The 23,167-nt window shown below is 70.3% G+C and carries 19 protein-coding genes; 12 read left to right on the top strand and 7 right to left on the bottom strand.

Annotation, left to right across the window (positions count from 1 at the left end; genetic code table 11):
* Positions 1–118 precede the first annotated feature (118 nt).
* Both PS467_RS39345 and PS467_RS39340 read left to right on the top strand, forming a co-directional pair.
* Positions 119–868, top strand: coding sequence for a GntR family transcriptional regulator (locus tag PS467_RS39345; RefSeq protein WP_311039311.1), 750 nt, complete (start codon positions 119–121; stop codon positions 866–868).
* 45 nt (positions 869–913) lie between these two features.
* Positions 914–1,414, top strand: coding sequence for a GDSL-type esterase/lipase family protein (locus tag PS467_RS39340; protein WP_311039310.1), 501 nt, complete (start codon positions 914–916; stop codon positions 1,412–1,414).
* A gap of 67 nt (positions 1,415–1,481) precedes the next feature.
* Here the strand turns inward: PS467_RS39340 and PS467_RS39335 are convergent, their stop codons facing one another.
* Complete coding sequence (locus tag PS467_RS39335; protein WP_311039309.1) at positions 1,482–2,333, bottom strand: helix-turn-helix domain-containing protein; 852 nt, start codon at positions 2,331–2,333, stop codon at positions 1,482–1,484.
* A gap of 227 nt (positions 2,334–2,560) precedes the next feature.
* On the opposite strand from PS467_RS39335, the gene PS467_RS39330 reads away from it, so the two are divergent.
* Positions 2,561–3,322 carry an SDR family oxidoreductase gene (locus PS467_RS39330; protein ID WP_311039308.1) on the top strand — a complete coding sequence of 254 codons (762 nt, stop codon included), beginning with the start codon at positions 2,561–2,563 and terminating at the stop codon, positions 3,320–3,322.
* A gap of 136 nt (positions 3,323–3,458) precedes the next feature.
* Here the strand turns inward: PS467_RS39330 and PS467_RS39325 are convergent, their stop codons facing one another.
* Entirely contained in the window at positions 3,459–7,742 is a 4,284-nt protein-coding gene (locus PS467_RS39325; protein WP_311039307.1) for a discoidin domain-containing protein, read from the bottom strand.
* Positions 7,743–7,847: 105 nt separating this feature from the next.
* Positions 7,848–11,243 carry a CARDB domain-containing protein gene (locus tag PS467_RS39320; protein ID WP_311039306.1) on the bottom strand — a complete coding sequence of 1,132 codons (3,396 nt, stop codon included), beginning with the start codon at positions 11,241–11,243 and terminating at the stop codon, positions 7,848–7,850.
* Between the two features lie 407 nt (positions 11,244–11,650).
* On the opposite strand from PS467_RS39320, the gene PS467_RS39315 reads away from it, so the two are divergent.
* Positions 11,651–12,901 (top strand): pyridoxal phosphate-dependent aminotransferase, encoded by a 1,251-nt coding sequence (locus tag PS467_RS39315; protein ID WP_432280785.1) that lies wholly within the window; start codon positions 11,651–11,653, stop codon positions 12,899–12,901.
* Positions 12,902–12,960: 59 nt separating this feature from the next.
* Here the strand turns inward: PS467_RS39315 and PS467_RS39310 are convergent, their stop codons facing one another.
* The 4 genes from PS467_RS39310 to PS467_RS39295 form a co-directional block, all read right to left on the bottom strand.
* Positions 12,961–13,854, bottom strand: coding sequence for a MurR/RpiR family transcriptional regulator (locus PS467_RS39310; RefSeq protein ID WP_311039304.1), 894 nt, complete (start codon positions 13,852–13,854; stop codon positions 12,961–12,963).
* 39 nt (positions 13,855–13,893) lie between these two features.
* Entirely contained in the window at positions 13,894–15,027 is a 1,134-nt protein-coding gene (locus PS467_RS39305; protein ID WP_311039303.1) for a C45 family autoproteolytic acyltransferase/hydrolase, read from the bottom strand.
* A 275-nt stretch (positions 15,028–15,302) separates the two neighbouring features.
* Positions 15,303–16,082, bottom strand: a complete 780-nt coding sequence (locus PS467_RS39300) for an SDR family NAD(P)-dependent oxidoreductase (protein ID WP_311039302.1) — start codon at positions 16,080–16,082, stop codon at positions 15,303–15,305.
* Positions 16,083–16,189: 107 nt separating this feature from the next.
* On the bottom strand, positions 16,190–16,672 hold the full coding sequence (locus PS467_RS39295; protein ID WP_311039301.1) for a hypothetical protein: 483 nt from the start codon (positions 16,670–16,672) through the stop codon (positions 16,190–16,192).
* A gap of 237 nt (positions 16,673–16,909) precedes the next feature.
* On the opposite strand from PS467_RS39295, the gene PS467_RS39290 reads away from it, so the two are divergent.
* From PS467_RS39290 to PS467_RS39255, 8 genes are all read left to right on the top strand, one after another.
* Positions 16,910–17,740, top strand: coding sequence for a helix-turn-helix transcriptional regulator (locus tag PS467_RS39290; protein ID WP_311039300.1), 831 nt, complete (start codon positions 16,910–16,912; stop codon positions 17,738–17,740).
* A 105-nt stretch (positions 17,741–17,845) separates the two neighbouring features.
* Positions 17,846–18,229 (top strand): VOC family protein, encoded by a 384-nt coding sequence (locus PS467_RS39285; RefSeq protein WP_311039299.1) that lies wholly within the window; start codon positions 17,846–17,848, stop codon positions 18,227–18,229.
* Positions 18,230–18,477: 248 nt separating this feature from the next.
* The gene (locus tag PS467_RS39280; protein WP_311039298.1) at positions 18,478–19,233 is read left to right on the top strand and encodes a (5-formylfuran-3-yl)methyl phosphate synthase; all 756 of its coding nucleotides are present in this window, start codon (positions 18,478–18,480) and stop codon (positions 19,231–19,233) included.
* A gap of 8 nt (positions 19,234–19,241) precedes the next feature.
* Positions 19,242–20,108 carry an aldehyde dehydrogenase family protein gene (locus PS467_RS39275; protein WP_311039297.1) on the top strand — a complete coding sequence of 289 codons (867 nt, stop codon included), beginning with the start codon at positions 19,242–19,244 and terminating at the stop codon, positions 20,106–20,108.
* On the top strand, positions 20,105–21,193 hold the full coding sequence (locus PS467_RS39270; RefSeq protein WP_311039296.1) for an NAD(P)-dependent alcohol dehydrogenase: 1,089 nt from the start codon (positions 20,105–20,107) through the stop codon (positions 21,191–21,193). The genes PS467_RS39275 and PS467_RS39270 overlap by 4 nt, the downstream gene beginning before the upstream one ends.
* 34 nt (positions 21,194–21,227) lie before the next feature.
* Positions 21,228–22,136 carry a class I SAM-dependent methyltransferase gene (locus tag PS467_RS39265; RefSeq protein ID WP_311039295.1) on the top strand — a complete coding sequence of 303 codons (909 nt, stop codon included), beginning with the start codon at positions 21,228–21,230 and terminating at the stop codon, positions 22,134–22,136.
* A 92-nt stretch (positions 22,137–22,228) separates the two neighbouring features.
* Complete coding sequence (locus tag PS467_RS39260) at positions 22,229–22,903, top strand: MBL fold metallo-hydrolase (RefSeq protein ID WP_311039294.1); 675 nt, start codon at positions 22,229–22,231, stop codon at positions 22,901–22,903.
* A gap of 50 nt (positions 22,904–22,953) precedes the next feature.
* Positions 22,954–23,103 carry a hypothetical protein gene (locus tag PS467_RS39255; protein ID WP_268976454.1) on the top strand — a complete coding sequence of 50 codons (150 nt, stop codon included), beginning with the start codon at positions 22,954–22,956 and terminating at the stop codon, positions 23,101–23,103.
* Positions 23,104–23,167: the final 64 nt, after the last annotated feature.

The raw sequence follows: 23,167 nt of genomic DNA, 5'->3' as shown, positions 1-23,167 counted from the left end.
GTATGCGTCCGGGTCAGCAGCTGCTTGCGGGAGGGTTTCGCTTCCGTTCAGGACGAGCCGGCCCTGCCGGGCTCGTGCAATCCCTGTGATATTTCACAGGGATGATACGCTGCGAAAGGTGGATGTCAACAGGTCTTCGCGCCGGTGGACGATGGATGACGAGGACCGCCACACGTGCTGGAAGAGGAGCTGTGGTTTGAGTTCGGGATCGTCGATGGCGGAGCGGGCGTACGCATCCCTCAAGCGCGACATCATCCGGTGCCACCTCCGGCCGGGCGACGTCATCGTGGAGGCGTGGCTCGCGCAGCGGTACGGGATGAGCAAGACCCCGGTGCGCGAAGCCATCAACGCGCTGCGCAGGGAAGGCCTCGTCGTGGTCGTCCCACGGCGCGGAACCTTCGTGAAGCCGACGGACCTCGGCGACCTCCAGGACACCTACCGCCTGCGCAGGCTCCTGGAGCCGGAAGCGGCCGTACTCGCCGCACAGCGCGCCGACGCCGAAGATCTCGACCGCCTGGACGCGCTCAGCGCGGCAACCGTGGCGGCGAACGCCTCACGCCCCGACCGGAACGAAGCGAACCGACTGCTCCATGTGGCGATCGCGGAAGTCGCGCGCGTATCGCTGATGATCCCGATGATCAACACGCTGCACGAAGAGATCGAACGCTTCCTCAACCTCCGGGGCGAACTGGGCCAGCCGCCCTACACGAGTGTCAATCACGGGCGATTGGTCGAAACCATCAGGAGTGGCTCGGAGGAGAAGATCAGGCAGGTCGCCCTCGAAGGCATCGAGCGCTCTCGCCAGTACATGCTGGACACCCTGCTGTCGGGGGGACCAGAGGCGAGCGGCGCGAGCAAACCGGTGTGAGAGTTTGCCTGGTACGGGGGGACGCCGAGGAGTCGGACAAGGCGTGTGCGTACCGGGACGGGGGCACGCCGGCGGACCGTGGCCGGCGCCGAACCCGCGCACCCGGTCGGTGTCGTGCGGGGCGGCGTCCCGATCCTCGTCGGCGCCAACGACATGGGCTGGCACACCTACGACCCGGACGGCCACGTGATCCCCGCGGAGGACTACGCGGCGGGTTGCGACCGCCTGCTCGCGCCCCTCGCCGAGGCGGGCACGGCGCTGATCCTCATCGAGCCGTTCCTCCTGCCGATTCGCGGCCTGGTCGAGGTCGGCGACGTGCGCGTGGGCGAAGACGAGCGGAAGGAGTGGCGCGCCGATCTGGACCCGAAGATCCAGGTCGTGCGCGAGCTGGCCCGCAGGTACGGCGCGCACCTGCTCGCCGCGGACGGCATGTTCGCCGAGCTCGCCGCGACGACCGGGCCGGAGTACTGGGCCGCGGACGGTGTGCACCCGACGCCGGCCGGTCACGCCGCACTCGCCGCCGCCTGGCTGCGCCTGGTCGCGTGACCGGACCCGGGCCTGGCGAGCGCCGGCTCAGCGGCCAGGTCCGGGGGTACGAAATGGCCGCTGGGGTTCAGCCGTGCGGGATCCGGTGCGCGTCGGGGTGGGTGTTGTCCGGGTCGTGGAGGGCGAGGAGGCGTAGTTTCTCCTCGCTCTCGCTGCCCTGATCGGCGTAGTAGAGGACCAGGAGCAGATCGTCCACGGGGAGCTTGTCCCGGTGCAGGCGCAGCTCACCGACGACGGGATGGTTCACCGTGGTGGTGCCGCCTTCGAGATCGCGGACGTCGTGGCGCTCCCAGAGCGTTCTGAACCGCTCGCTCGACTGGGCGAGCTCGCCCACCAGTTCCACGGCTCGCGGGGTGTCGATGTCATCGCCGATGGACTTTCTGAAGGCGGCGATGAATCCTGCCGTGGAGCGCGCCCAGTCCTGCTGGAACGCCTGCTCCTCAGGGTCGAACAGGAGCGACCGGAGACGGTTGTACCCGGGCTGGAGGCGCGGCGAGAGAGCGACGGCGAGCCGGTTGGAGGCGAGCACATCGAAGGCGCGTCCCTCCACGAACGCGGGCACCTGCACGCTCGCCAGGAGCTGGTGCAACCGTGCGGGCACGCGTTCGGGCTTCCGGCGCCGCCGCGGTCTCGGGCGCGGTGCGGCCAGGCCGAGGAGGTATTCCTGTGCGAGCTCGTCGAGGCGCAGCACCCGCGCGAGCGATGCGAGCACCTGCGGTGAGGGGTTCTTGTCGCGGCCGCGCTCCAGCCGCAGGTAGTAGTCGGCGCTGATGCCCGCGAGCATGGCGACTTCTTCCCGGCGAAGCCCGGGTACGCGGCGATGGGCACCGGCCGGAAGCCCGACCTGCTCCGGGGTGACCAGCGCCCGCCGGGCACGGAGGTAACCGCCGAGGAGGTTGGCGCGGTCGTCGTCGCTCATATCCGGCATCGTAGTTCAGCGACTCCTCGGCGAAGGGGGTCCTGACAGGGCCCCGGAAGACGGGGGCCCTGCCTCCGGCCGCGGAACGGATCAACACTGGAGGTGTCGCCGCACGACGAGGCCGAACGACATTCCTCGCGCGCAAGCCCCGACCGGCGACCGGAACCACCATCGGAACCGCCGCCCGCCGGCTTGTCGCGGTCGGCGCCCTGATCAGGAGCACATCAATGGACACCAGCAACCGCACCGTCTTCATCGCCGGCGCCACCTCGGGCATCGGTCTCGAGCTCGCTCGCCGCTTCGCCGCGGCCGGCAGTGCCGTCGTCGTCGGCGGCCGGCGAACCGACCTGCTCGGCCAGCTCGCGGCTGAGGGGTTCGCCACCGTTCCCATCGATGTGACCGACCAGGACAGCGTGGACCGTGCCCGCGACACGGTCCTGCACGGCCACCCGGGCCTCGATACGGTCGTGACGATGTCCGGGGTCATGATCCCGGAGGACCTGCGTGATCCCGCACACTTCGGTGCCGCGGAGCGGACGATCGACACCAACCTCCTCGGCACCATCCGCGTCATCGACGCGTTCACCCCGCACCTGATCGGACGCGGCACCGGCACCATCGTCACGGTCACCTCGGGCATCGGGTTCCTGCCGTTCCCGCTCATGCCGACCTACGCCGCCTCCAAGGCCGGTGTCCACGCCTACTCCGAGGCGTTGCGCGCGCAACTGGACGGCACCGGTATCGAGGTCTCCGAACTCGTGCCGCCGGCTGTCGCCACCACACCGGAGCTGGCGCAGAGCAACCCCCACGCGCTGGAACTGGCCGCGTACGCCACCGAGGTGATGGAGCTGCTGGGGACCGACCCCACTCCGCACGAGATCCTGGTCAAGGGTGTGCTGATGCACCGGTGGGCCGAGCGCGACGGCACCTACGACGAGTTGGTCGCCCAGCGGTCGCAGGCGCTCGCGACGCTCCCGGGCCGTAGGTAAGCAGACGCCGACGGTAAGCAGACGCCGTCAGTAAGCAGGCGCCATCGGTAAGCAGGCGCCGTTTCACGCAAGCGTAGCGCAAGCCCACGCAAGGGCTTGCGCTACGCCTTTCGGTCAGCACTGGCCGGATGAGGCCCTACGGGTTCTGGATGATCTTGAACGTGGAGGTGGTGTTGCGGATGTCCACCGCGTTGTCGCCGAGCTTCAGCCCGTTGAAGACGACCTCGCCGACAGCCGGGCCCTCGCCCGCTTCCGGCATCTCATTGGCCCACAGACCGAAGCCCGACTTGGCATCGTAGGCGTCACCGCTCTTGCGCGCCCCCGTGATGGTGATGTCCGTGAAGATGGTGTCCTTGATGGGGTACTGCTGCTGACCTCCCACGTAGTCCGTCTGGAACATGATTCCGCTGTAGGTGGGGTCGATGATGTCCACGTTGTTCACGCGGATGCCCTGGAAGATCTTCGACGCCGAGTAGACCCAGATGCCGGGGAAGGTCTGCGCGCCCCAGAAGTGGCCGCCCGCCCGCTCGATCGAGATGTTCTCGAAGGTCGTCGGATCGGTCCCGAAGCCGTTCATCGGGTAGCCGAAGTCCAGGGACGAGATGGTGATTCCGGAGTACACCAGGGTGTCGGCGATGCGGATGTTGCGGAAGGTGTTGTTGTATCCGCCGTACACCGCGACGCCCGCGGCGCGCCAGGTCAGCGTCGAGGTCAGGTTCTCGTAGAGGTTGTTCTTCATGTCCGCGCCGCCGGCGTCGATCGCCGAGAAGAGCGCGAAACTGTCGTCGCCGGTGGCCCGCGCGTCGTTGTTGGAGACCAGGTTGTCCGTCGACCCGTTGGTCATGTTGATGCCGTCGGCGAACATGTCGCGGATGCGGGAGTTCTTGATCGTGACCCGGTCGGTGTTGGCGCCCCAGTACAGGCACACCATGTGCTCGTTCCAGATGTTGTCGATCACGATGTCCGACACATTGGAGAAGTCGAACACCTTGCCGGGGCCGTCGATGCGCGTGGTGTAGTTGCCGAAGTAGGCGAAGTTCGCGAACGAGGAGCCCTTGGCGGAGGCGTCGGCCCGGAAACCGATGTCGGTGTTCCGCTGGCTCGCGGGCGCGTGGAAGGTCGTGTACCAGGGCCCGGCGCCCACGACCTTGACCGCCTTGCCGTACACCTGGAACTTGCTCGACGTCTCGTAGTCGCCGGGCGGCAGGTACACGCCGACCAGCTTGCCCGTGGTGTCCATCCGGACCCGGTCCAGGGCGTTCTGCACGTCCTGGTGGGTGAAGCCGGTGGGCGCGACGTACGCGGCGGGATCGGGATTGGCGATCGGCGCCACCTGTTCCAGGTTCACGAAGTCGATCGCGTACGTGGAGGTGTCGGTGGCGTCCTTCCGCAGCTGGATCTTCGAGCCCGCGGGGACGGTCTCGTCGAACATGATGTGCGCCTCGTCGTAGATGTGACGGGGCGCCCCGGAGCCGGGCGAGTCGCCGGGCGACGCCTCGGCCCCGTACAGCCAGGCGTAGCGGGACGTCAGCGGCAGCGACTTCTTCTTGACGCCGTCGACATAGACACTGATCGTGGCGTCGATGCCGCCGCCGCCCGGCGCGTCCGGGATGGAGAAGCGGGTGACCAGGGTGTTCGTCCTGGCCCTGGTGGTGAACTCGACGTACTCGCCGGTGTCGTCCAGGGTGACCGCCTTGCGGCCCGACGCCTCACCCGCGAGGTCGCCGATGGTCCGGTTGGGTCCGACGACCTTCGCGCCGCCGCCGAGTGATCCGTCCTCCGCCTCGTACATGTCGTAGGGCATGTTGGCGCCGCGCCCCACGAAGAGGGGTTTGGTGGCGGTGTTGTTCTCCCGCTTGGCCGGTATCTCCTCGGCGTCGGGAGCGACCGTGACCTTCACGGTGTACGACCCGTTGGCGGCCTTCCAGGAGCCGAGGGTCACGGGGTCGGTGGTGTCGCCGGGACCGATGGCGCCCGTGTGGGTGCCCGTCCAGGTCTTGACCGTCTCGCCCTTGGAGTCGGTCAGGGTGAGGGTGATCTCGTGGTCGCCGCCCGCGGACGCGACGGTGCCCTGGTTGGTGAGGGCGGCCTTGAAGGTGACGTCCTGGCCGGCGGCCGGGGAGGACGGGGACGTGGTCACCTGGGCGGGGACCAGGTCCGAACTGGCGACCGGCTTCACCACCAGGGCGTCCGGGCTGGTGAAGGTGTTGTTGGTCTCGTTCTCCTCGATGATCTCGTCCGGCTCGTCGGCCACCGCGCTCAGTTCGTACGTACCCGCCTCGCGCGCTCCGAGGGACGCGGTGACCGTGGTCTGCTCCCCCGCGTCGAGGGCCCCGACCGAGGCGGTCGCGACGGTCGTCCCGCCGAGCCGTACGGCGACCTTGCTGCCCGGCGCGTCGGCCGACCCGCTGTTGCGCACGGTGGCGGAGACGGTGATGTCGTCCGATTCGACGGGCGACGCCGGCGACGGGGTCAGCTTCGTCACCTGGAGGTCGGGGTTGGGCGCGGGCACGCCCATCACCTGGAACTCGGCGATCTGACCGGCCGTCGCCCCGGTGTTGGCGGTGAAGCGCAGCCGCACATCGGCGACGCGCTTGCCGACGGGGACGGTGACGGTGTTCTGCTTCGCCTGGTCGAAGAGGTACTCCTTGGCGTCGACCAGCGACGTGTAGTCGGACGCGTCCTGCTCCCGGCCGAGCACCTCGATGGTCTGCGTGCGGCTGCCCCATCCGGGGTTGAGCCGCAGGACCAGCCGGTCGACGTCCGCGTTGGCGCCCAGCTTGACGGTGAGGGTGTTCGGGTAGCTGCCCGCGCCGCCCTCCCAGTAGGTTCCCGTGTCGTTGTCGTTGGCGTTCTCCGCGACATACGTGTGGATCACGGAGGACGCGGAGATGGGCTTGCCGACAGCCAGGTTGGAGTCGGCTCCGCTGCCGTTGCGGGTCACCGAGTTGCTCGCCGGGGACTCGTTGCCGGCCGCGTCCTTGGCGCGCACGTAGTAGGTGACGGTCGCGGCCGTGGACTGGGTGTCCGTCCAGGTGAGCACGTCACCGGAGACGGTTGCGCGTCGGGTGGCGTTGGCGTACACGTCGTATCCGGTCACGCCCTTGTTGTCGGCGGAGGCGTCCCAGGTGAGTTTGATCCGGCCTGGCTCGGGCTCGGTGAAGGACAGGTTCACCGGGGCGGTGGGGGCCTCGGTGTCGCCGTCGCCCGCGGCCCGGGTCACGGTGTTGCTGTTGGCCGACTGGTTGCCCGCCGCGTCCCTGGCCCGTACGAAGTAGCTGACACGGGTGCCCGCGGGCCGGGTGTCGGTGTAGGTGGTGACGTCACCGCCGACCGAGGTCAGCAGGTCGCCGTCGGCGTAGATGTCGTACGCGGTGACGCCGGTGTCGTCCGTGGCCGCGTCCCAGGTGAGGCGGATCTGGCCGGTGCTGGGCTCGGTCAGGGCCAGATGGGCCGGGGCGGAGGGCGCCTGGGTGTCGCCGGTGGCGGGTCCGTAGACCTCCAGTTCGGAGATCTGGGCGCCGGGCTGCACACTGTTGGCGGTGACCTGCGCCCGCACATAGCGGGTGGTGGCCGCGTCGAAGGTGATCGTCACCGAGTTCCCGTCGGAGGGGGCGAAGGTGTACGTCTTGCTCGCGGTCAGGTCGGAGAAATCCGAACCGTTGGTGCTGCCCTGGATCTTCAGTGTCTGGGTGCGCGTGCCCCAGCCGTCGGGAAGCCGCAGGACGACGCGGTTGACCCGGACGGCCGCGCCGAGGTCGGCCTGGAGCCACTGCGGAAAGTCGTTGTTGCGGCTCTCCCAGTAGCTCCCCTTGTTGCCGTCACCGGCGTTGGCCGGGAGGTAGACATCGGTGTGGCTGCTGGCGGTGAAGGGGCGCCCCCGGGCGAGGTTGTCCGAGGACTCCCCCGCGGCGCGCACCTCCAGCTCGGACAGCTGGGCCGCCTGCCAGCCGGTGTTGGCGGTGATGGCCACCCGTACGTACCGCGTCCGGGTGGCGGGGAAGCTCACCCGGACGGTGTTGCCGCCCGCGGGGTCGAAGGCGTAGGAGGCCGATGCCTTGAGGGTGGTGAAGCCGGTGCCGTCGGCGCTGCCCTGCACGGACAGGGTCTGGCTGCGCTTCTCCCACGAGCCGGGCAGTTTGAGGACCACCTCGTCCACCCGGGCGGTGGTCCCGAGGTCGGTCTGTACCCATTGGGGCAGGTCGCTGCCGGCGCTCTGCCAGTAGGTGTCCTGGTTGCCGTCGGTGACGTTCGCGGCGCCGTAATCGCGGTGGGAACTGCTCGCCGTGGCGGGGTCGCCGGCGGCGATGTCAGGGCCGCCGGCCGCCGGGGCGGCGGACACCAGAGGGCCGCCCAGCAGCAGGAGGCTGGTGGCCACCACGGCGCACAGGCTCCGTAGGGGGCGTCTGCGGGTTTTCATGGGTCCCCGATCTGTTGCCCCGCCGCGTCCGGCGGGGCACGTCAGTGGGATGGGTGGGGGGAGCGGGTGCGCCGGCCGGAGCCGGCGCACCCGGTGGCACAGCGCTCAGTCGCGCGATGCGGAGGACCGGTTCGCGGAGCCGTTGATCACGAACTGCGAGCCGGGCTCCTTCACCACGTCACCCTCGGCCGAGTTGGTGATCGTCACGTTCGTCAGCGTGGCGCTGCCGCGCGCCCCGCCCATCGCGAGGATTCCGGACCCGTTGTTGGACTTGTCGATGGTGACGTCCTTGATCTGGACGCCGGGCAGCGCGCCGCCGCCCGTCTTGAACTGGATGCCGTCGTAGGTGGAGTCGTGGATGGCCGTGTCGCGGATCGTGACCCCCGGGATGTCCTGCCCCTGGGCGAACAGGGTGATCGCGCCGAACTCCTGCGCCTCGCCCCAGAACGCGCCGCCCGTGCGGTACAGGCCGTTGCCCGCGATGAGCGTCTGGCCCGAGAAGGGCAGCGGGTCGTGGTCCGTGGCCAGCATGATCCCCGGGTAGTTCATGGTGTCGGAGACCAGGTTGTTCTCGATCGTGTTGCCGTAGCCGCCGTAGATCGCGATGCCGTTGGCCCGCCAGGGCAGCTGGATGGTGTTGTTGCGGAAGTGGTTGTCGTGGCCGATGTCGACGGAGGTGTCCTTCACGTACTTGTTGGCCCATACGGCGAGCGCGTCGTCGCCGGTGTTGCGGAAGGAGGAGTTGTATACGGTCGAGTTGCGGGTGCCGTTGGTGAAGTTGACGCCGTCGGCGTAGGTGTTGCGGATCCGTACGCCGTTGAACTCGAGGCCGTCGCCCGGTCCCCACAGCTCGGGGATGTTGGAGTAGTCGCGGCCGACCCAGGCGCCGACGTTGGAGTGCTCGATCCACACATTGGTGATCTTGGTGTTCTTGCCGAAGCGGCCGTTGAGCGCGACACCGCCCTCGGCGCCGCCGTCGCCGCCGCGGATGGTGCCGGAGCCGAAGATGGCGATGTCGGAGATCTTGGTGTTGTCGTCGATGTCGAAGCCGAAGTTGCCCTCGTGGGGGTGGTTGATACCGCCCGCTTCCTGGGGCGGGATGAGCGAGTAGAGCTGGGAGTGCCACATACCGGCGCCGCGGATGGTGACGTCCCGGATACCCATCTGGTTGTACTGGCCCCGGTTCTGCGGGTCGTCGGTCAGGATCTTCTTCTCCTGGCGCCACTGGCCCGCGGGTATCCACACGCAGGGGATCTCGCCGTTCTGGTCCGCCGTGACGGCGCGCTGGATGGCGTCCGCGTCGTCGATGCCGTCGTTGGGCACGGCCCCGTAGTCGGTGATGGAGACGCAGTCGGCGGGCTTGGCGGCCGGTGCCGCGACCTGCTCCAGATCGATCAGGTCGATGACGTAGAAGGACGCGTCGTCACCGGCGTCCCGCTGGAGCCGGAACTTCGTACCCGCCGGATAGGTTTCGGTGAGCAGGGCGTTGGACTCGTCGAACAGTCGCCGGGCGTCGCCGCCGGGCCGGTTGGTCAGGCCCTCCGGGTCGTCGGTCGTGCCGTAGAGCCAGCTGTGCTTGGAGGACAGGTTGAGCTTGCGGACGAACTTACCGTCCGCGTAGAGGCTGATGGTCGCCTCCCTGCCGCCGCCGCCCGCCGCGTCCGGGATCGAGTTGCGGACGACGATGGAGTTGGCCGGCGTGGTGGAGGTGAACTCCACGTACTGCCCGGTGGAGTCGAGCCGGACCGATGAGCGCCCGGAGGACTCGGTGGCGAAGTTGGTGTGCCCGAAGGTGCGCTTGGCGTCCGTCTTCAGCAGGGTGCCGTCGTACCGGCCGTCCTCCGCCTCGTACTCGATGTAGGGCACGGCGGCGCCGCGTCCGACGACCAGGGAGCGGGCGAAGGTGTTGTTGTCCTCGTTGGTCTCGGCGACGGTGCCGGTGGCGTCGGCCGTCGCGGTGAGCGCCGCTCCCCCGCTGGTGGCGGTCCAGGCGCCGCTGATCGCCACGGTGGCCGTGTCACCGGCCGGGATGGCGCCCGCGGTGCCGTTCAGCGTGGTGTCGCCGACGGTGAGCCGGGTGACCGATCCGGTGGGCACCGCGGTGGTGCCCCTGTTGTGCACGGCGACGGTGAAGGTGACCTTGGCGCCGACGGCCGGGTTGGAGGGGTTGGTGGTGATGCCGGTGACCTCCAGGTCCGGTCCGGGGGCCTGGCCGATGACCAGCTTCGAGGCGGCGTTGCGGCTGTTGTTGGTGTTGTCGAGCTCGGCGACCGTGTCGGTCGGGTCGACGACGGCGGAGACGCTGTAGCTGCCCATGGGCCGCTTGCCGACCTTGACCGGTACCTTCACCGACGCGCCCGGCGCGAGCGCGTCGACGGCGCCGCTGCCGGCGACCGCGCCCTCGAGGCTGACGTTCACCGTGGTCGCGGGCGCGGCGGCCGTTCCGGCGTTGCGGACCGTGGCCTCGACGGTGACCGCCTCCGCCTCGGAGGGCGACTCGGGCGACCAGGCGAGGTCGGTGACGGTCAGATCGGGGGCGGGTGCGGCCGCGCCGACGACCTCGAACTCGGCGACCTGGCCTCCGCCGGCACCGGTGTTGCCGAAGAACTGCAGGCGTACGTCCGCGTACCGGCCCGTGACCGGGATGGTCACCGTGTTCTTGTTCTGCGACGGGCTGAAGGTGTAGTCGGCCCGGTCCTTCAGCGAGGTGAACCCGGACTCCCCGGCCGGCCGTCCCAGCACCTGAATGCTCTGCGACCGGGTGCTCCAGGCGGCATCGGGGTTCAGTTTGACGACGACGCCGGTCAGATCGGCGTCGGCGCCGAGCTTCGCGGTCAGCGTCGAGGACTGGCCGCTCGCCTCCCAGTAGGTGGAGGTGCTGCCGTCGTTGGCGTTGCCCGCGACGTAGTTCTGGGTGGTCGACGACGCCTCGATCGGCTTGCGCAGGGCCAGGTTGGTGCCCGCGGGCGGGTCCCCGGGGTTCTCCCCGCCGGCCTCCCCGCGCACCTCGATCTCGGAGAGCTGGGCGGCGTTCCAGCCCGTGTTGCCGGTCACCTGGACCCGCACGTACCGTGCCTGGGCCGTGACGTCGAGCGCCACGGTGTTGCCGGACGACGGCGCGAACTCCTTGCGTGCCTCCGCCACCACGGTGGTGAAGTCCTTGCCGTCGGTGCCGGCCTGGACCGTTACGGCCTCGGTGCGCGACTCCCACGACGCGGGGAGCTTCAGCACCACCTCGTCGATGTCCGCCTTGCTCCCGAGGTCGACCTGCACCCACTGCGGGAACGCGCCCGCGGGACCCTCCCAGTAGGAGGCCTGGCTGCCGTCGGTGACATTGCTCGCCGGGTACGAGCCGTGCGCCCCACTGGCCGTCACCGGCCTGCCCAGCGCCAAGTTCGTTCCCGCCGCGGCATGGGCTGTCACGGGCAGCAGCCCGACCGTGAGCAGACCCGCCAGCACAAGCCCGGCGGACCACCGCCGACCGTGATGTCTTCTGTTCATGAGGCCCTCTCGTTCCCTTCCCCTGAGCGCCCGCAACCGGCCCCGCGACCCGCTGTCCGCCGACGCGCAGGACCTCTCGGGGCAGGGATCACGGAGGCATGAGGGACCGGAGCGCCGGGTGAACGATGAAAGTGTTCGGCAAGGCCAAGACGATGCCGTGGTGAAGTCGAGCCAGCCGCAGTACAAGAGTTAAGTGATTTCGTTCATCTTTTGCATTGCCTTGACAGATTTCTACTCCGTTTCAACTTTGTCAACGGCTTGGTACGTACTTGGATGAGCCGCTCCGCCCGGGTCGCAAACGGACGCGCTCGGCGCCCTCGCCTTGTATGCAAATTAATTTGCACATACTCTGGCGCACGCAGGAGATATTGCCTTGCCCTGTCGGGCTAGTGAGGAGTGTGGGCGCCGTGACGATGCATTCGGCGACCTTGGCGATCAACGAGACACTGGAGGCCCGTCGGGCCGCAGGTCGGACGGTGCTGCATCTGGGTTTTGGCGAGGCAGGTCTGCCGGTGCCGGATTCGGTGGCCGCGGTGCTGGCCGGGGCGGTCGGACGCAACAGTTACGGTCCGGTGGCCGGGTCGGTGGAGGCTCGGGAGGCCGCGGCCGGCTGGTTCTCGCGCCGGGGTTCGAACACGGAGCCGGACCAGGTGCTGTTCGCGCCGGGCAGCAAGCCGCTGCTGTTCGCTCTCCTGCTGGCGCTGCCCGGGGATGTCGTGCTGCCGTGCCCGTCGTGGGTGAGCTACGCGGCCCAGGCGTCGCTGGCGGCGAAGCGGACGATCGACGTTCCCATACCGGCCGAGGCCGGCGGCGTGCCGGATCCGCGGCTGCTGGAGCAGGCGCTGGAAGCGGCGCGGGCGGCCGGGGCCCGGCCGGGGATTCTCGTGCTGACCGTGCCTGACAACCCGACCGGCACGGTGGCGCGAGCGGACCATCTGCGGGAGGTGTGCGCCATCGCCGGGAAATGGGGGCTCGCGGTGATCGCGGACGAGATCTACGCCGACCTGGTCCATGACGGACGGGCGCCCAGCGCCGCGCATTTCCTGCCGCAGCGCACGGTGGTGACCACTGGTCTGAGCAAGTCGATGGCACTGGGTGGCTGGCGAATCGGCATGGCCCGAGTGCCGCAGGGCGCCTGGGGGCAGAGTCTGATGGCCGATCTGGTCGGGGTGGCCAGTGAGATCTGGTCGAGCCTGGCCGCGCCCATGCAGGCGGTGGCCGCTCATGTGCTGCAGGACCCGCCGGAGTTGGTGACCCACATTGCGCGGTCGCGGCGCCTGCATGCCGCCGTGGCGCAGGCAGTGCACGCCGAATTCATCGCCGCCGGCGCCGTGTGCCGCCGGCCAGGGGCAGGCTTCTACCTGTATCCCGACTTCGAGCCGCTGCGGCCGGTCCTGGCCGGTCAGGGCATCGACGGCGGAGTGTCGCTGGCCGATGCGCTGCTGGAGCGCCACGGCGTGGGCGTCCTGGCCGGTGAGGCGTTCGGCGACACGCCGGACGGTCTGCGCGTGCGGGTGGCGACCAGCCTGCTGTACGGGGAGTCCGTCGCTGAGCGCTGGAAGGCGCTGGACAGCGACGACCCGGTGTCCCTGCCGTGGATAGCTTCCTCGCTGGAGCACCTGCGCGGCGCGCTGAGGGGCCTGACGCGGCACGGCTGAGCGGCCGGCACCGCGGGATGCGGAAGGGGGACAGCATGCGCTGTCCCCCTTCCGCGTTCTCATTCCTCCCGGGCCTCGTAGACGGAGAACGTCTCGAGCAGCTCCTCTTCCCGGAGCAGGGTGGAACGGGCCTCGTGGCCGCGGGCTTGGGCCACACCTGTGGCCAGCGCCTGGACGAGGGAGGTGAAGGCGGTCAGGGACCTCAGCACGAACGGTCCGGTGGCGTCGATGTAGAACGCCTGATCGGCGGTGGTGGCCAGAGGTGAGGACGGGTTGTCGGTCAGCGCCAGGCACCAGGCGCCGCGGGAGCGGGCCCAGGCGGCGGCCTTGACGGTCTCGGCGCTGTAGCGGTGGATGGAGATCGCCACGAAGCAGTCGCCCTCCCGGACGCCGCGCAGTTCGTCGGTGAGGCTGCCGGCGGGGCCCGTGACGGTGTGTACCTCTTCGCGGAGCATGCGCAGGAGGTAGCCCAGCAGGTAGCCAGGGGCATAGCACTTACGCAGTCCCATCACATGGACGCGAGGGCTGTCGGCGAGGGCTTTGACGGCGGCCTGCCAGTCTTCGGGGTTGATGCGTGCGAAGGTGCGGGCGATGTTGGCCTGGTCGAGTGCGACGGCCCGCTGCAGCGGGTCGCCCCCCTCGGCGGTGAGCTGCTGGAGATGGTTGTAGCGGCGCAGCAGCTGGGCCTGCTCGCGCAGCCGTTCGCGGCACAGCCGGGTCAGACCCGGGTAGCCGTCCAGGCCCAGGCTTGTGGCGAACCGGACGACGGTGGCCTCATTCACGCCGACAGCGGCAGCGAGCTCCGAGACCGTCATGAAGGCCACGCCCTCGGGGTCGGCCATCACCCGGTCGGCCAGGAGGCGCTGTGCACGGGTCAGGGTGTTCCCGCGCTGGTGCAGGACGGAAAGGAGTTCGTCGTAGGTCTGCGGCGGGGACTGCGGTTGAGAGGCCATACCAGCGATTGTCTCCCGGTGACGGGACGGCCGTGAGGGTCACCGTGCGTCGGCGTTGCCGCGCACGTAAGCGGACAACGGCAACGTGGCGGACGGGCGACCGGGAATGCGCAGCGTGATGCTGTCCGCGTCGAGGTCGGTGACGGTGGTGCACAGGGTCATCAGCGGGTCGGAGCCGGCGGCCGTGCGGTAGACACCGCGGGGCAAAGGGGCCGAGGTCAGCGCATCCAGGAACCAGTCGACGGACGGCTCCCGGTCCGGCACATCCAGTCCGGCGAGGACTTTGCCGCGGGCCTGGCTCTCCTCGTACCCGCCCAGGCTGCCGGCGGCCCGCTGCCCGAGGCTGCCGGCACCCGAGGACGGCTGCGTGCTCGGCACGTCCAGAGGCAGGGGGTGGTGGCGCAGGTGGTTGGTGTGCCACTGGAGAGGATGAGCGGGCTGGGCCTCGACCAGCGCTGACCGTCCGGCGACGGCCTCGACCACGACGACCCGGCCTGTCTCGCGCGCTCCGATGGTGTAGGCGAAGCCGCCGGCGGAGGGGACGGTGCGCAGGAGCTGTACGGCGGCCTCCAGGTCGGGGGCCTGCTGTAGCGCTCGGGCGACAAAGTGACGGCCGGCCGCGAGAGCGGGACGTGTGGCCTGGATGTGGTTGATGCCCCACACCAGCCCGTGCCCCGTGGCGACGTAGGTGTTGGCGGGGAGAAAACCTGGATACCACTGGGTGGTCACGGGGACGTCGCCGTCGATGAGCAGCGTCAGCAGCATCAGCCGGCCCTCCAGCGCCGGGGCCCCGTCCTCGTTGTGCGCGACGTACGAGCGCGAGCGTCGCCACCCGAGATCGGTGCAGCCTGTGCCGTCATCGGTGCCCAGATCGCCTCGGAGGTTGGCCAGCATCAAAGACTCCAGGCCCGCCCCCTGTGCCAGTGCCCGCAGCTCCCGAACCTGGGTGGGACAGCTGCGCCGCGTCTCGGACACCAGGCGCCGCAGGTGCGCGCTGCCCAGCTCGGTCCGGGCCCATATGTGCAGTGCCTCCGCTTCGGGAAGCTCCTGGTGGACTGTGCGGATCTCGGATCTGGCGGCCTGCCCGAGCATCTCGAAGACCTCTTCCCGCTCTCCGCTGGCCACCAGCCACCGCAGTCCCGCGAACTCCTGCTCGCGCACGTGAGCGCCCATGCTGCACCTTTCGTCAGGCACGCGGTCCTGGTAGACACGCACATTCGTCCAATGAAAATTGGCTTGCCACTACATCTTGCAATGCAGTTAAATTTGCACGCAAGCCGCGGTCGCTCCGACAGGCTCCGCTCGGCCGTGATCGCCAACATGGAGTCCGGCCGTCGCGCTGTCCTCCCCTGGTCGAGGTCATGATCCTCGCCAAAGTGCTGGGGCCCCGGCGCACAGTGCCGGGGCGGCCCGGGGCCGGGGCCGGGGAAATGCCGGGGCGGAGCGGTTCAGTTGGTCCGGTAGCGGGAGGCGAGTGCGGGGCTCTGTCCGCCGAAGGCGGCGAGGTCGGCCTGGAAGACGGCGTCGAGGAGGGCGGCGTCTTCGACACCGGGGGCGCAGACGACTTCGCCGAGTTCGAGGCCGCGCAGGCCGGCGGTGACGACGTCCTCGGCGCTCATACGGGGTACGGCGCTCAGGTCGAGGCCCTGGCGCGAGTGGAATTCGGTGGCGACGACGCCGGGGCACAGGACCTGGACCTGGACGCCGGTGTCCGCCAGCTCGGCGCTGAGGGTCTGGGACATGGCGACGAGGTGGGCCAGGGTGCCGGCGTAGACGGCGCGGCGGGGCATGACGGACGTGTCGGCGGGACCGCTGAAGGCGATCATCCCGGCCACGTTGATGATCTTTCCTTCGCCGCGTTCCCGCATACCGGCGACGGCGGCGCGGGTGAGCATGGTGGGGGCGACGACCTTGACGTGGACGAGTTCGCGGGCCTTGTCGGCGGGCAGCTCGGCCAGCGGCATGTAGTGGGCGACGCCGGCGTTGTTGACGAGCATGGTCAGCGGCTCGCCGGCGCAGATCTCGGCGACGGTGTCGACGCCGTCGTCGGTGGACAGGTCGGCTGCGACGGTGCGGATGGTGACGCCGGGGTGGTCGACGGCGAACTTCTCGAGGCGGTCCTTGTTGCGGCCCACGATGATCAGGTCGTAGCCGTCCGTGGCGAGGCGTGTGGCGAATGCCTCGCCGATGCCGGAGGTGGCGCCGGTGACGAGGGCGAGTTTGCTCATGAGTGCTGTTCCTTTCAGGGGTCGGCCGAAGCGGCCGGGGTGCGGCTCTGGTGGAGCCAGGTGTGTTCGGCGCGGTACCGCTCGGCGACGCGGCCTCGGGCCGGTCGTCACCGAGGTGGTGATCGCCGACGCTGTGGCCCCGGCAGGTACCAGGCCAGGTATCGGTAGGACGGCCGGTGGCCGACCAACTCGGCCGGGCCGACGGCGAGCCGGGGGCCGGTCAGCACCGGGACGAGGTGGGTGTCCCTCTCGTGGGGCGGTCGGCAGGCGGAGGCCAGGTCCGCCTGCGCACCGTCGACGTCGATGCGCCACTCGATGTCGATGCGCCACTCGACGGTCAGTGGCGGCTCGGCCAGGGCCCGGCCACCGTCGATGCGGATCGCAGCCGGACCGAGCCGGTGCACCGCGCGGTCGCCGCGATCGCCGCGCCCGGCCATGGCACGGGTCCAGCGTACGAAGTCGGCGCCGCTGCCGGTTGACCAGCTGATCTCGACGGTCGGGACGTCGACGAAGCAGACAGCCGTCTCCCCGTACCGGCCGCGGTCCCGGCTCCGGTGTGTTCCAGGACGCCGCCGTCGGCGCGTACGCACCGGCAGCCGAGGTCGCGGGCGGCAGCCGGCGCTTCGGCGATCGCGGTGGCCATGGGCAGGCCCTGGTCCCCCGGCCCGGTGAACAGCCCGGTGAACCCCACGACGGGCCGTGCGGGCGGTTGCGTCTGTGTCATGCCTCCACGGTCGGCCGGAAACGCCTGGGTAGCGAGTGGACCCGTTTTCCTGGGAATGGCGGTACCAGGACAGGCGAACGGCTCTCTTGTCACAATCGAGGACATGGCGACCACAGAACTCGGCGCGGCCCTGCGCCACTGGCGCGATCGCGTCCCGCCCCAGGCCGTCGGCCTGCCCACGGGCGGACGCAGGCGCGCCGCCGGACTGCGCCGCGAGGAACTGTCCCAGCTGGCCGGCATCTCCGCCGACTACATCATCCGGCTGGAGCAGGGACGCGCCGCCAACCCTTCACCCCAGGTCGTCGAAGCCCTGGCCCGCGCCCTGCGACTCACCCAGGACGAACGAGCCCACTTCTTCCACTTGGCCGGCCTCGCGGTGCCGGGCCCCGGCACGATCCCGCGCCACATCACACCCGGTATCCACCGCATGCTGGACCGGCTGACCGGCACCCCGGTCGCCGTCTTCGACGCCGCCTGGACCCAGCTGCTCGCCAATCCCCTCTACACGGCACTCATGGGGGAATGGCAGGGCAATGATCTCAACGCGGTCTGGCGCAACTTCGTCAACCCGCACAGCCGCGTGCGCGACACCCCCGAGTCCAAGGGCGCACTCCAGGCAGCACACGTCGCCGATCTGCGCCGCACCGCCGGCCGCTACCCCGACGACCCGGACCTCACATCCCTGATCGCCGAACTGCGCCGCACCAGCGCCCGCTTCAACGACCTGTGGGAATCAGGCGCCGTGAGCGAGCACCCAGCCGCCCGCAAAACCATCGACCACCCCCAGGTCGGCGCCCTGACCCTGGACTGCGACGTCCTCAGCGTCGCCGCCAGCGATCTGCGCATCATGGTCTACACGGCCCAGCCCGGCACCGAAGACGCCGACCGCCTGGCACTCCTGGACGTCATCGGGACGCAGCTGCTGGCCGAATGACCGCCCACCGCCGGAATGAAGCGGCCGCTCGGCCGGTGGCGGCCGCCTGCCCCCGGCGCACGGCCGACCATCGACTTCCGGGGTGATGTCCGTACACTGCCGGGCATGGCATGCCGCATCAGTGAGCTGGTCATCGACGCCGCCGACCCCGAGCGGCTCGCCGCGTTCTGGAGTGAGGTCCTCGGCTACGTGGAACTCGGCCGGGAGGACGACGGAAGCATCGAGATCGGGCCACCCGACACCGGTTTCGGCGGCCCGCAGCCCACCCTCGTCCTCAGCCCCAGCAGCGCCCCGCGGACCGGGCAGCTCCGACTGCACATCGACGTCAACGCCACCGACCGCGACCAGGACGCCGAGCTGGAGCGGCTGCTCGCGCTCGGCGCCAGGCCCGCCGACGTCGGCCAGACCGGCGCCGAGAACTGGCACGTCCTGGCCGACCCGGAAGGCAACGAATTCTGTCTCCTGCACACCCGGCTCAAGCCTGTGTGACCAGGTGCCTCCCGGCGCCGAGCCGCTCGGCCGACGATGTGGCAACGGGTGCACCGGGTACGGCTGGTTCTGACCGGCGTAGACGGCGCGCTGGGGGGCGCGGACACGTCCGGCAATGCCCCCCTGCCACACTCCGCGCGCCCTGCCGATGGTCACGGGCCGCGGCAATGATGAGCAGACCGCACGTGATCCCGTCGACTCCGCACGCCTGCCCTTGGCAGGCGGATACGCGGTGGAAGGAATACACGTTGTTGCTTCTCATCTCCCCGGACAGCGTCGAGGAGGCCCTCGACTGCGCAAAGGCGGCGGAGCACCTCGACATCGTCGATGTCAAAAGGCCCGACGAGGGCTCGCTCGGCGCGAACTTCCCGTGGGTCATCCGGGAGATCCGCGACGCGGTCCCGGCGGACAAGCCGGTGTCCGCCACCGTGGGAGACGTACCGTACAAGCCCGGCACGGTGGCCCAGGCGGCGCTCGGCGCAGCGGTCTCCGGAGCCACGTACATCAAGGTCGGCCTCTACGGATGCACCACGCCCGAACAGGCCGTCGAGGTCATGGAGGGGGTCGTCCGGGCGGTGAAGGACTACCGGCCGGACGCGTTCGTCGTCGCCTCCGGCTATGCCGACGCCCACCGGGTCGGCTGCGTCAACCCGCTCGCGCTGCCCGACATCGCCCGCCGCTCCGGCTCCGACGCGGCCATGCTCGACACCGCGATCAAGGACGGGACACGGCTGTTCGACCACGTTCCGCCCGATGTCTGCGGGGAGTTCGTCCGGCTGGCCCACGAGGCGGGTCTGCTCGCCGCCCTCGCGGGCAGTGTCACGGCGGCGGACCTCGGCGCGCTGACCCGTATCGGCACGGACATCGTGGGGGTGCGCGGGGCGGTCTGCGAGGGGGGCGACCGCAACGCCGGAAGGATTCAGCCACGGCTGGTGGCCGCTTTCCGGGCGGAGATGGACCGGCACGCCCGGGAACGCGCGGCTGCCGTCGCGGCCGCGAGCTGACCGCCGGCATGCCGACAGGTCGGTCACATCACCCGCCCAGGGCCCGCGGCAAACGCTTCGCCGTCCTCGATCCGGCGACGGGCGAGGCCTTCGACGAGGCTCCCGACCAGCAGCCGGACGAGTTGGACGCCGTCGTCGACCGGGCCCACGCGGCCTGGCTCGGCTGGCGGGCCGACCCCGTCGCCCGCACCATGGCGTTGCTCGCGGCAGCCGACGCCGACGTGGAGCGGATCGCGGACCGGCTGTTCTGGGCGGCGTTCCGCAACTGCGGGCAGGTCTGCATGGCGGTCAAGCGCGTCTACGCCCCGGCCCGGCTCCACTCCGAGGTGGTCGAGGCCCTGGCGCGGCGTGCGAAGTCCGTCGTCGTCGGCCCCGGGCTCGAGGCGGGCTCGGAGCTGGGGCCGGTCAACAACGCCCCGCACCTGGCCCGGGTCGAGCGCTGTACGGCCCAGGCCCTGGCGGACGGTGCCAGGGCCGTGGCCGGTGGCCACCGGCTGGACCGGCCGGGCTACTTCTTCGCCCCGACGATCCTGGCCGATGTCCCGCCCGACAGCCCGGTGGTGGTGGCGGAGCAGTTCGGTCCGGTCCTTCCGGTGCTGCCGTACGGGAGTCTCGACGAAGCGGTCGAGCGGACCAACGGCACCGGCTTCGGGCTGGGCGGCTCGGTATGGCGAACCGACCTCGACCGGGCCGAGGCGGTGGCCGACCGGCTGGAGTGCGGGACGGCGTGGATCAACCACCACGCCGAACTCTCCCTCGCCCAGCCCTTCGCGGGCATCAAGGACAGCGGCGTCGGCGTCGCGGGCGGGCCGTGGGGGCTTTACGGCAACCTCAGGCCGTTCGTCGTGCACCGTCCGGATGAGGCGGGCCGATGAGGTTCGGTGCGGCGGTACTGCGCTCGTACGAGAGCCGATTCACCGTCGAGGAGGTGATGTTGCACGCGGGCCCGGCCGACGGCGAGGTCCTGGTCCGGATCGCGGGCTGCGGGATGTGCCGGACCGATCTCGCGGTACGGCGTTCGGCGGGCCGCTCACCGCTGCCGGCGGTGCTCGGCCACGAGGGCTCCGGGGTCGTGGTGGAGACGGGCGGCCCGGACACCGGCCTGAGCGTCGGCGACCATGTCGTGCTGAGCTTCGACTCCTGCGGACACTGCCGGAACTGCCTGGGCGCGGCCCCCGCCTACTGTGACTCCTTCGCCTCGCTCAACCTCTTCGGAGGGCGCAAGGAGAACGCGGCGCGGTTCACCGACGCGGCCGGGGGCGCCTTGGCCCCCCGCTGGTTCGGCCAGTCCTCGTTCGCCGAGTACGCGCTGGTCCCGGCCCGCAACGCGGTCCGGGTCGATCCCTCGCTGCCCATCGCACTCCTCGGACCGCTCGGCTGCGGCTTCCTCACCGGTGCCGGAGCGGTCCTCAACTCCTTCGGCGTCGGCCCCGGCGACAGCATCGCGGTCTTCGGCGCGGGAGCGGTGGGCCTGGCCGCGGTGATGGCGGCCACCGCCGCCGGGGCGGTGGCCGTGGCCGTCGACCGGCAACCCGAACGGCTGGCCCTCGCCGAGCGGCTCGGCGCGGTCCCGCTGCACGCCGCATCGGCCGGCCTGCCCGACCGCATCCGGGGGCTGACCGACGGCGGCACGCAGTACGCACTGGACACCACCGGCTCCGCCCAGCTGATCAACAACGCGCTGTCGGCCCTGCGCCCCACCGGCCACCTCGGCCTGGTGGCACGGCTCCACACCGCGCTGCCGCTCGAACCGGGGACACTGGACCGGGGCCGCAGGATCTCCCACATCTGCGAGGGGGACGCGGTGCCGGGGCTGCTGATTCCACGGCTGATCGGACTGTGGCAGGCCGGACGGTTTTCCTTCGACCAGCTGATCCGTACGTACCCGCTCGCCGACATCAACAAGGCCGAACGCGACTGCGAGGCGGGCCGCGTGGTCAAACCCGTCCTGGTTCCGTGATCTTTACGTCTCTGCTCGCCTCAAGGGAGGACACATGGTCGGCACGGCACATCGCAACGCCGGTGTGGAGGGTGTGGAAGGGGGTGTCGGTCTGACCGCCCTCATGGTCGCCGCGGCACGGGCGATCGAGACCCACCGCCACGACAGCCTGGCACGGGACGTCTACGCGGAGCACTTCGTGCGCGCCGCACCGGCGTCCGCGGGCTGGCCGGTCCGCATAGAACAGGCCGCGGACGGAGACGCGAACCCGCTGTGGGGGCGATTCGCACGCTACTTCGGTCTGCGGACGAGGGTCCTCGACGACTTTCTCCTCCGGTCGGTGCACCCGCAGGGCGCCCGCCAAGTGGTCCTGCTCGGGGCCGGGTTGGACGCGCGGGCGTTCCGCCTCGACTGGCCTTCCGGGTGCGTGATCTTCGAGATCGACCGCGAAGGCGTGCTGGCGTTCAAGCACAAGGTGCTCGGCGGGCTGTCGGCCACCCCGAAGGCAGCGCGCGTGCCGATCCCGATCGATCTGCGCGCCGACTGGGTCGGCGCGCTGACCGACGCCGGCTTCGACGCGACCGCGCCGAGCGTCTGGCTGGCCGAGGGGCTGCTGTTCTATCTGCCGAACGCCGCCGAGAAGTACCTCATCGACACGGTGGACGGATTGAGCGCGGGAGGCAGCGCTCTGGCGTTCGAGGCCAAGCTGGAAAAGGACCTGCTGGACTACCGCGACAGCCCGCTCTACATCTCGACGAAACGCCAGATCGGCATCGACCTGCTCGACCTGTTCAGTGGCGAGCAGCGGCCCGACTCCGCAGGTGATCTGGCGGGCAAGGGCTGGTCCACATCGGTCCACACCCCCTTCGACTTCACCCGCCGGCACGGATGCGGCCCACTGCCCGAGCAGAACGACGCGCTGGAGGGCAACCGGTGGGTGTTCGCGACCAAGCCCCGGCCGTGACGCTGCCGCCAGGGCGGCCGGTGTGAGCGCGCCTGATCGGCCCTCAGCTAAGAGCCGCACGACCGCCGGGCCGGCCGGGCACGCTGTGTCGTATGGAGATCATCGAGGTACTACCGGCACTGCGCATGCTGCGCTTCCCCGTGGGGGCGGCCTATCTGTGGCAGGACGGCGACGAGTTGACCCTCATCGACACCGGGACGGCTGACCGCGCGGCGGAGATCGAAGGAGCACTGGACGGTGTGCTGCGGCGCATCGTGCTGACGCACTGGCACGAGGACCACACCGGCTCGGCAGCCGAACTGGCCGACCGGCACGGAGCCGAGGTGGTCGCGCATCGGCTGGAGGCTCCGGTGATCCGAGGGGAGGCGGTCGGGGCGCCACCGGTACTGGAGCAGTTCGAGGTACCGATCAAAGCGGCGCTTCCACCGCTGCCGCCGGCTCCGCCGTGCCGAGTGGACCACGAGGTCGAGGACGGCGATGTGCTGGCGTTCGGCGGCGGGGCGGTGGTGGTCGCGGTGCCCGGCCATACGGACGGGTCGATCGCGCTCCACCTGCCCGGTCCACGGGTTGTGTTCACCGGCGACGCGGTCGCCAACGTCGGTCGGGCCATGCTGGGCGTCTTCAACACCGACCGCGTCCGGGCCATGGAGTCGTTGCGCCGACTGGCCGAGCTCGACGTCGACACGGCGGTGTTCGGACACGGTGAGCCGATCATCCGTAACGCCGCGTCCGCCTTGCACGGCGCGTCCACGGCCGCAGCCACGTAAAACTTGCCCAAGCCACCCCGCACACCTCCGTGTTGTCTTACGTTGGACGGATGAATTACGACCTGGATCCCCGGCCGCCGTCCCCACTGGCGGAGAAGATAGACAGAGCGCTGGCCGTACTGATCATCATCGGTATCGCGCTCGGATCGTTCTGGCTGGCCTCCGGCCTCGCCTCGTCCTACATGTCGCTCTTCACCTGACGCGCCAGCGCTCGAGCCGTGCCACGGGTAGACCTCGGGCCCGGCCGGCGGCCGTCCTGACGGA

Source organism: Streptomyces luomodiensis (assembly GCF_031679605.1).
Taxonomy (GTDB): Bacteria; Actinomycetota; Actinomycetes; order Streptomycetales; family Streptomycetaceae; genus Streptomyces; species Streptomyces luomodiensis.
This window is presented reverse-complemented; position numbering and strand designations above follow the sequence as displayed.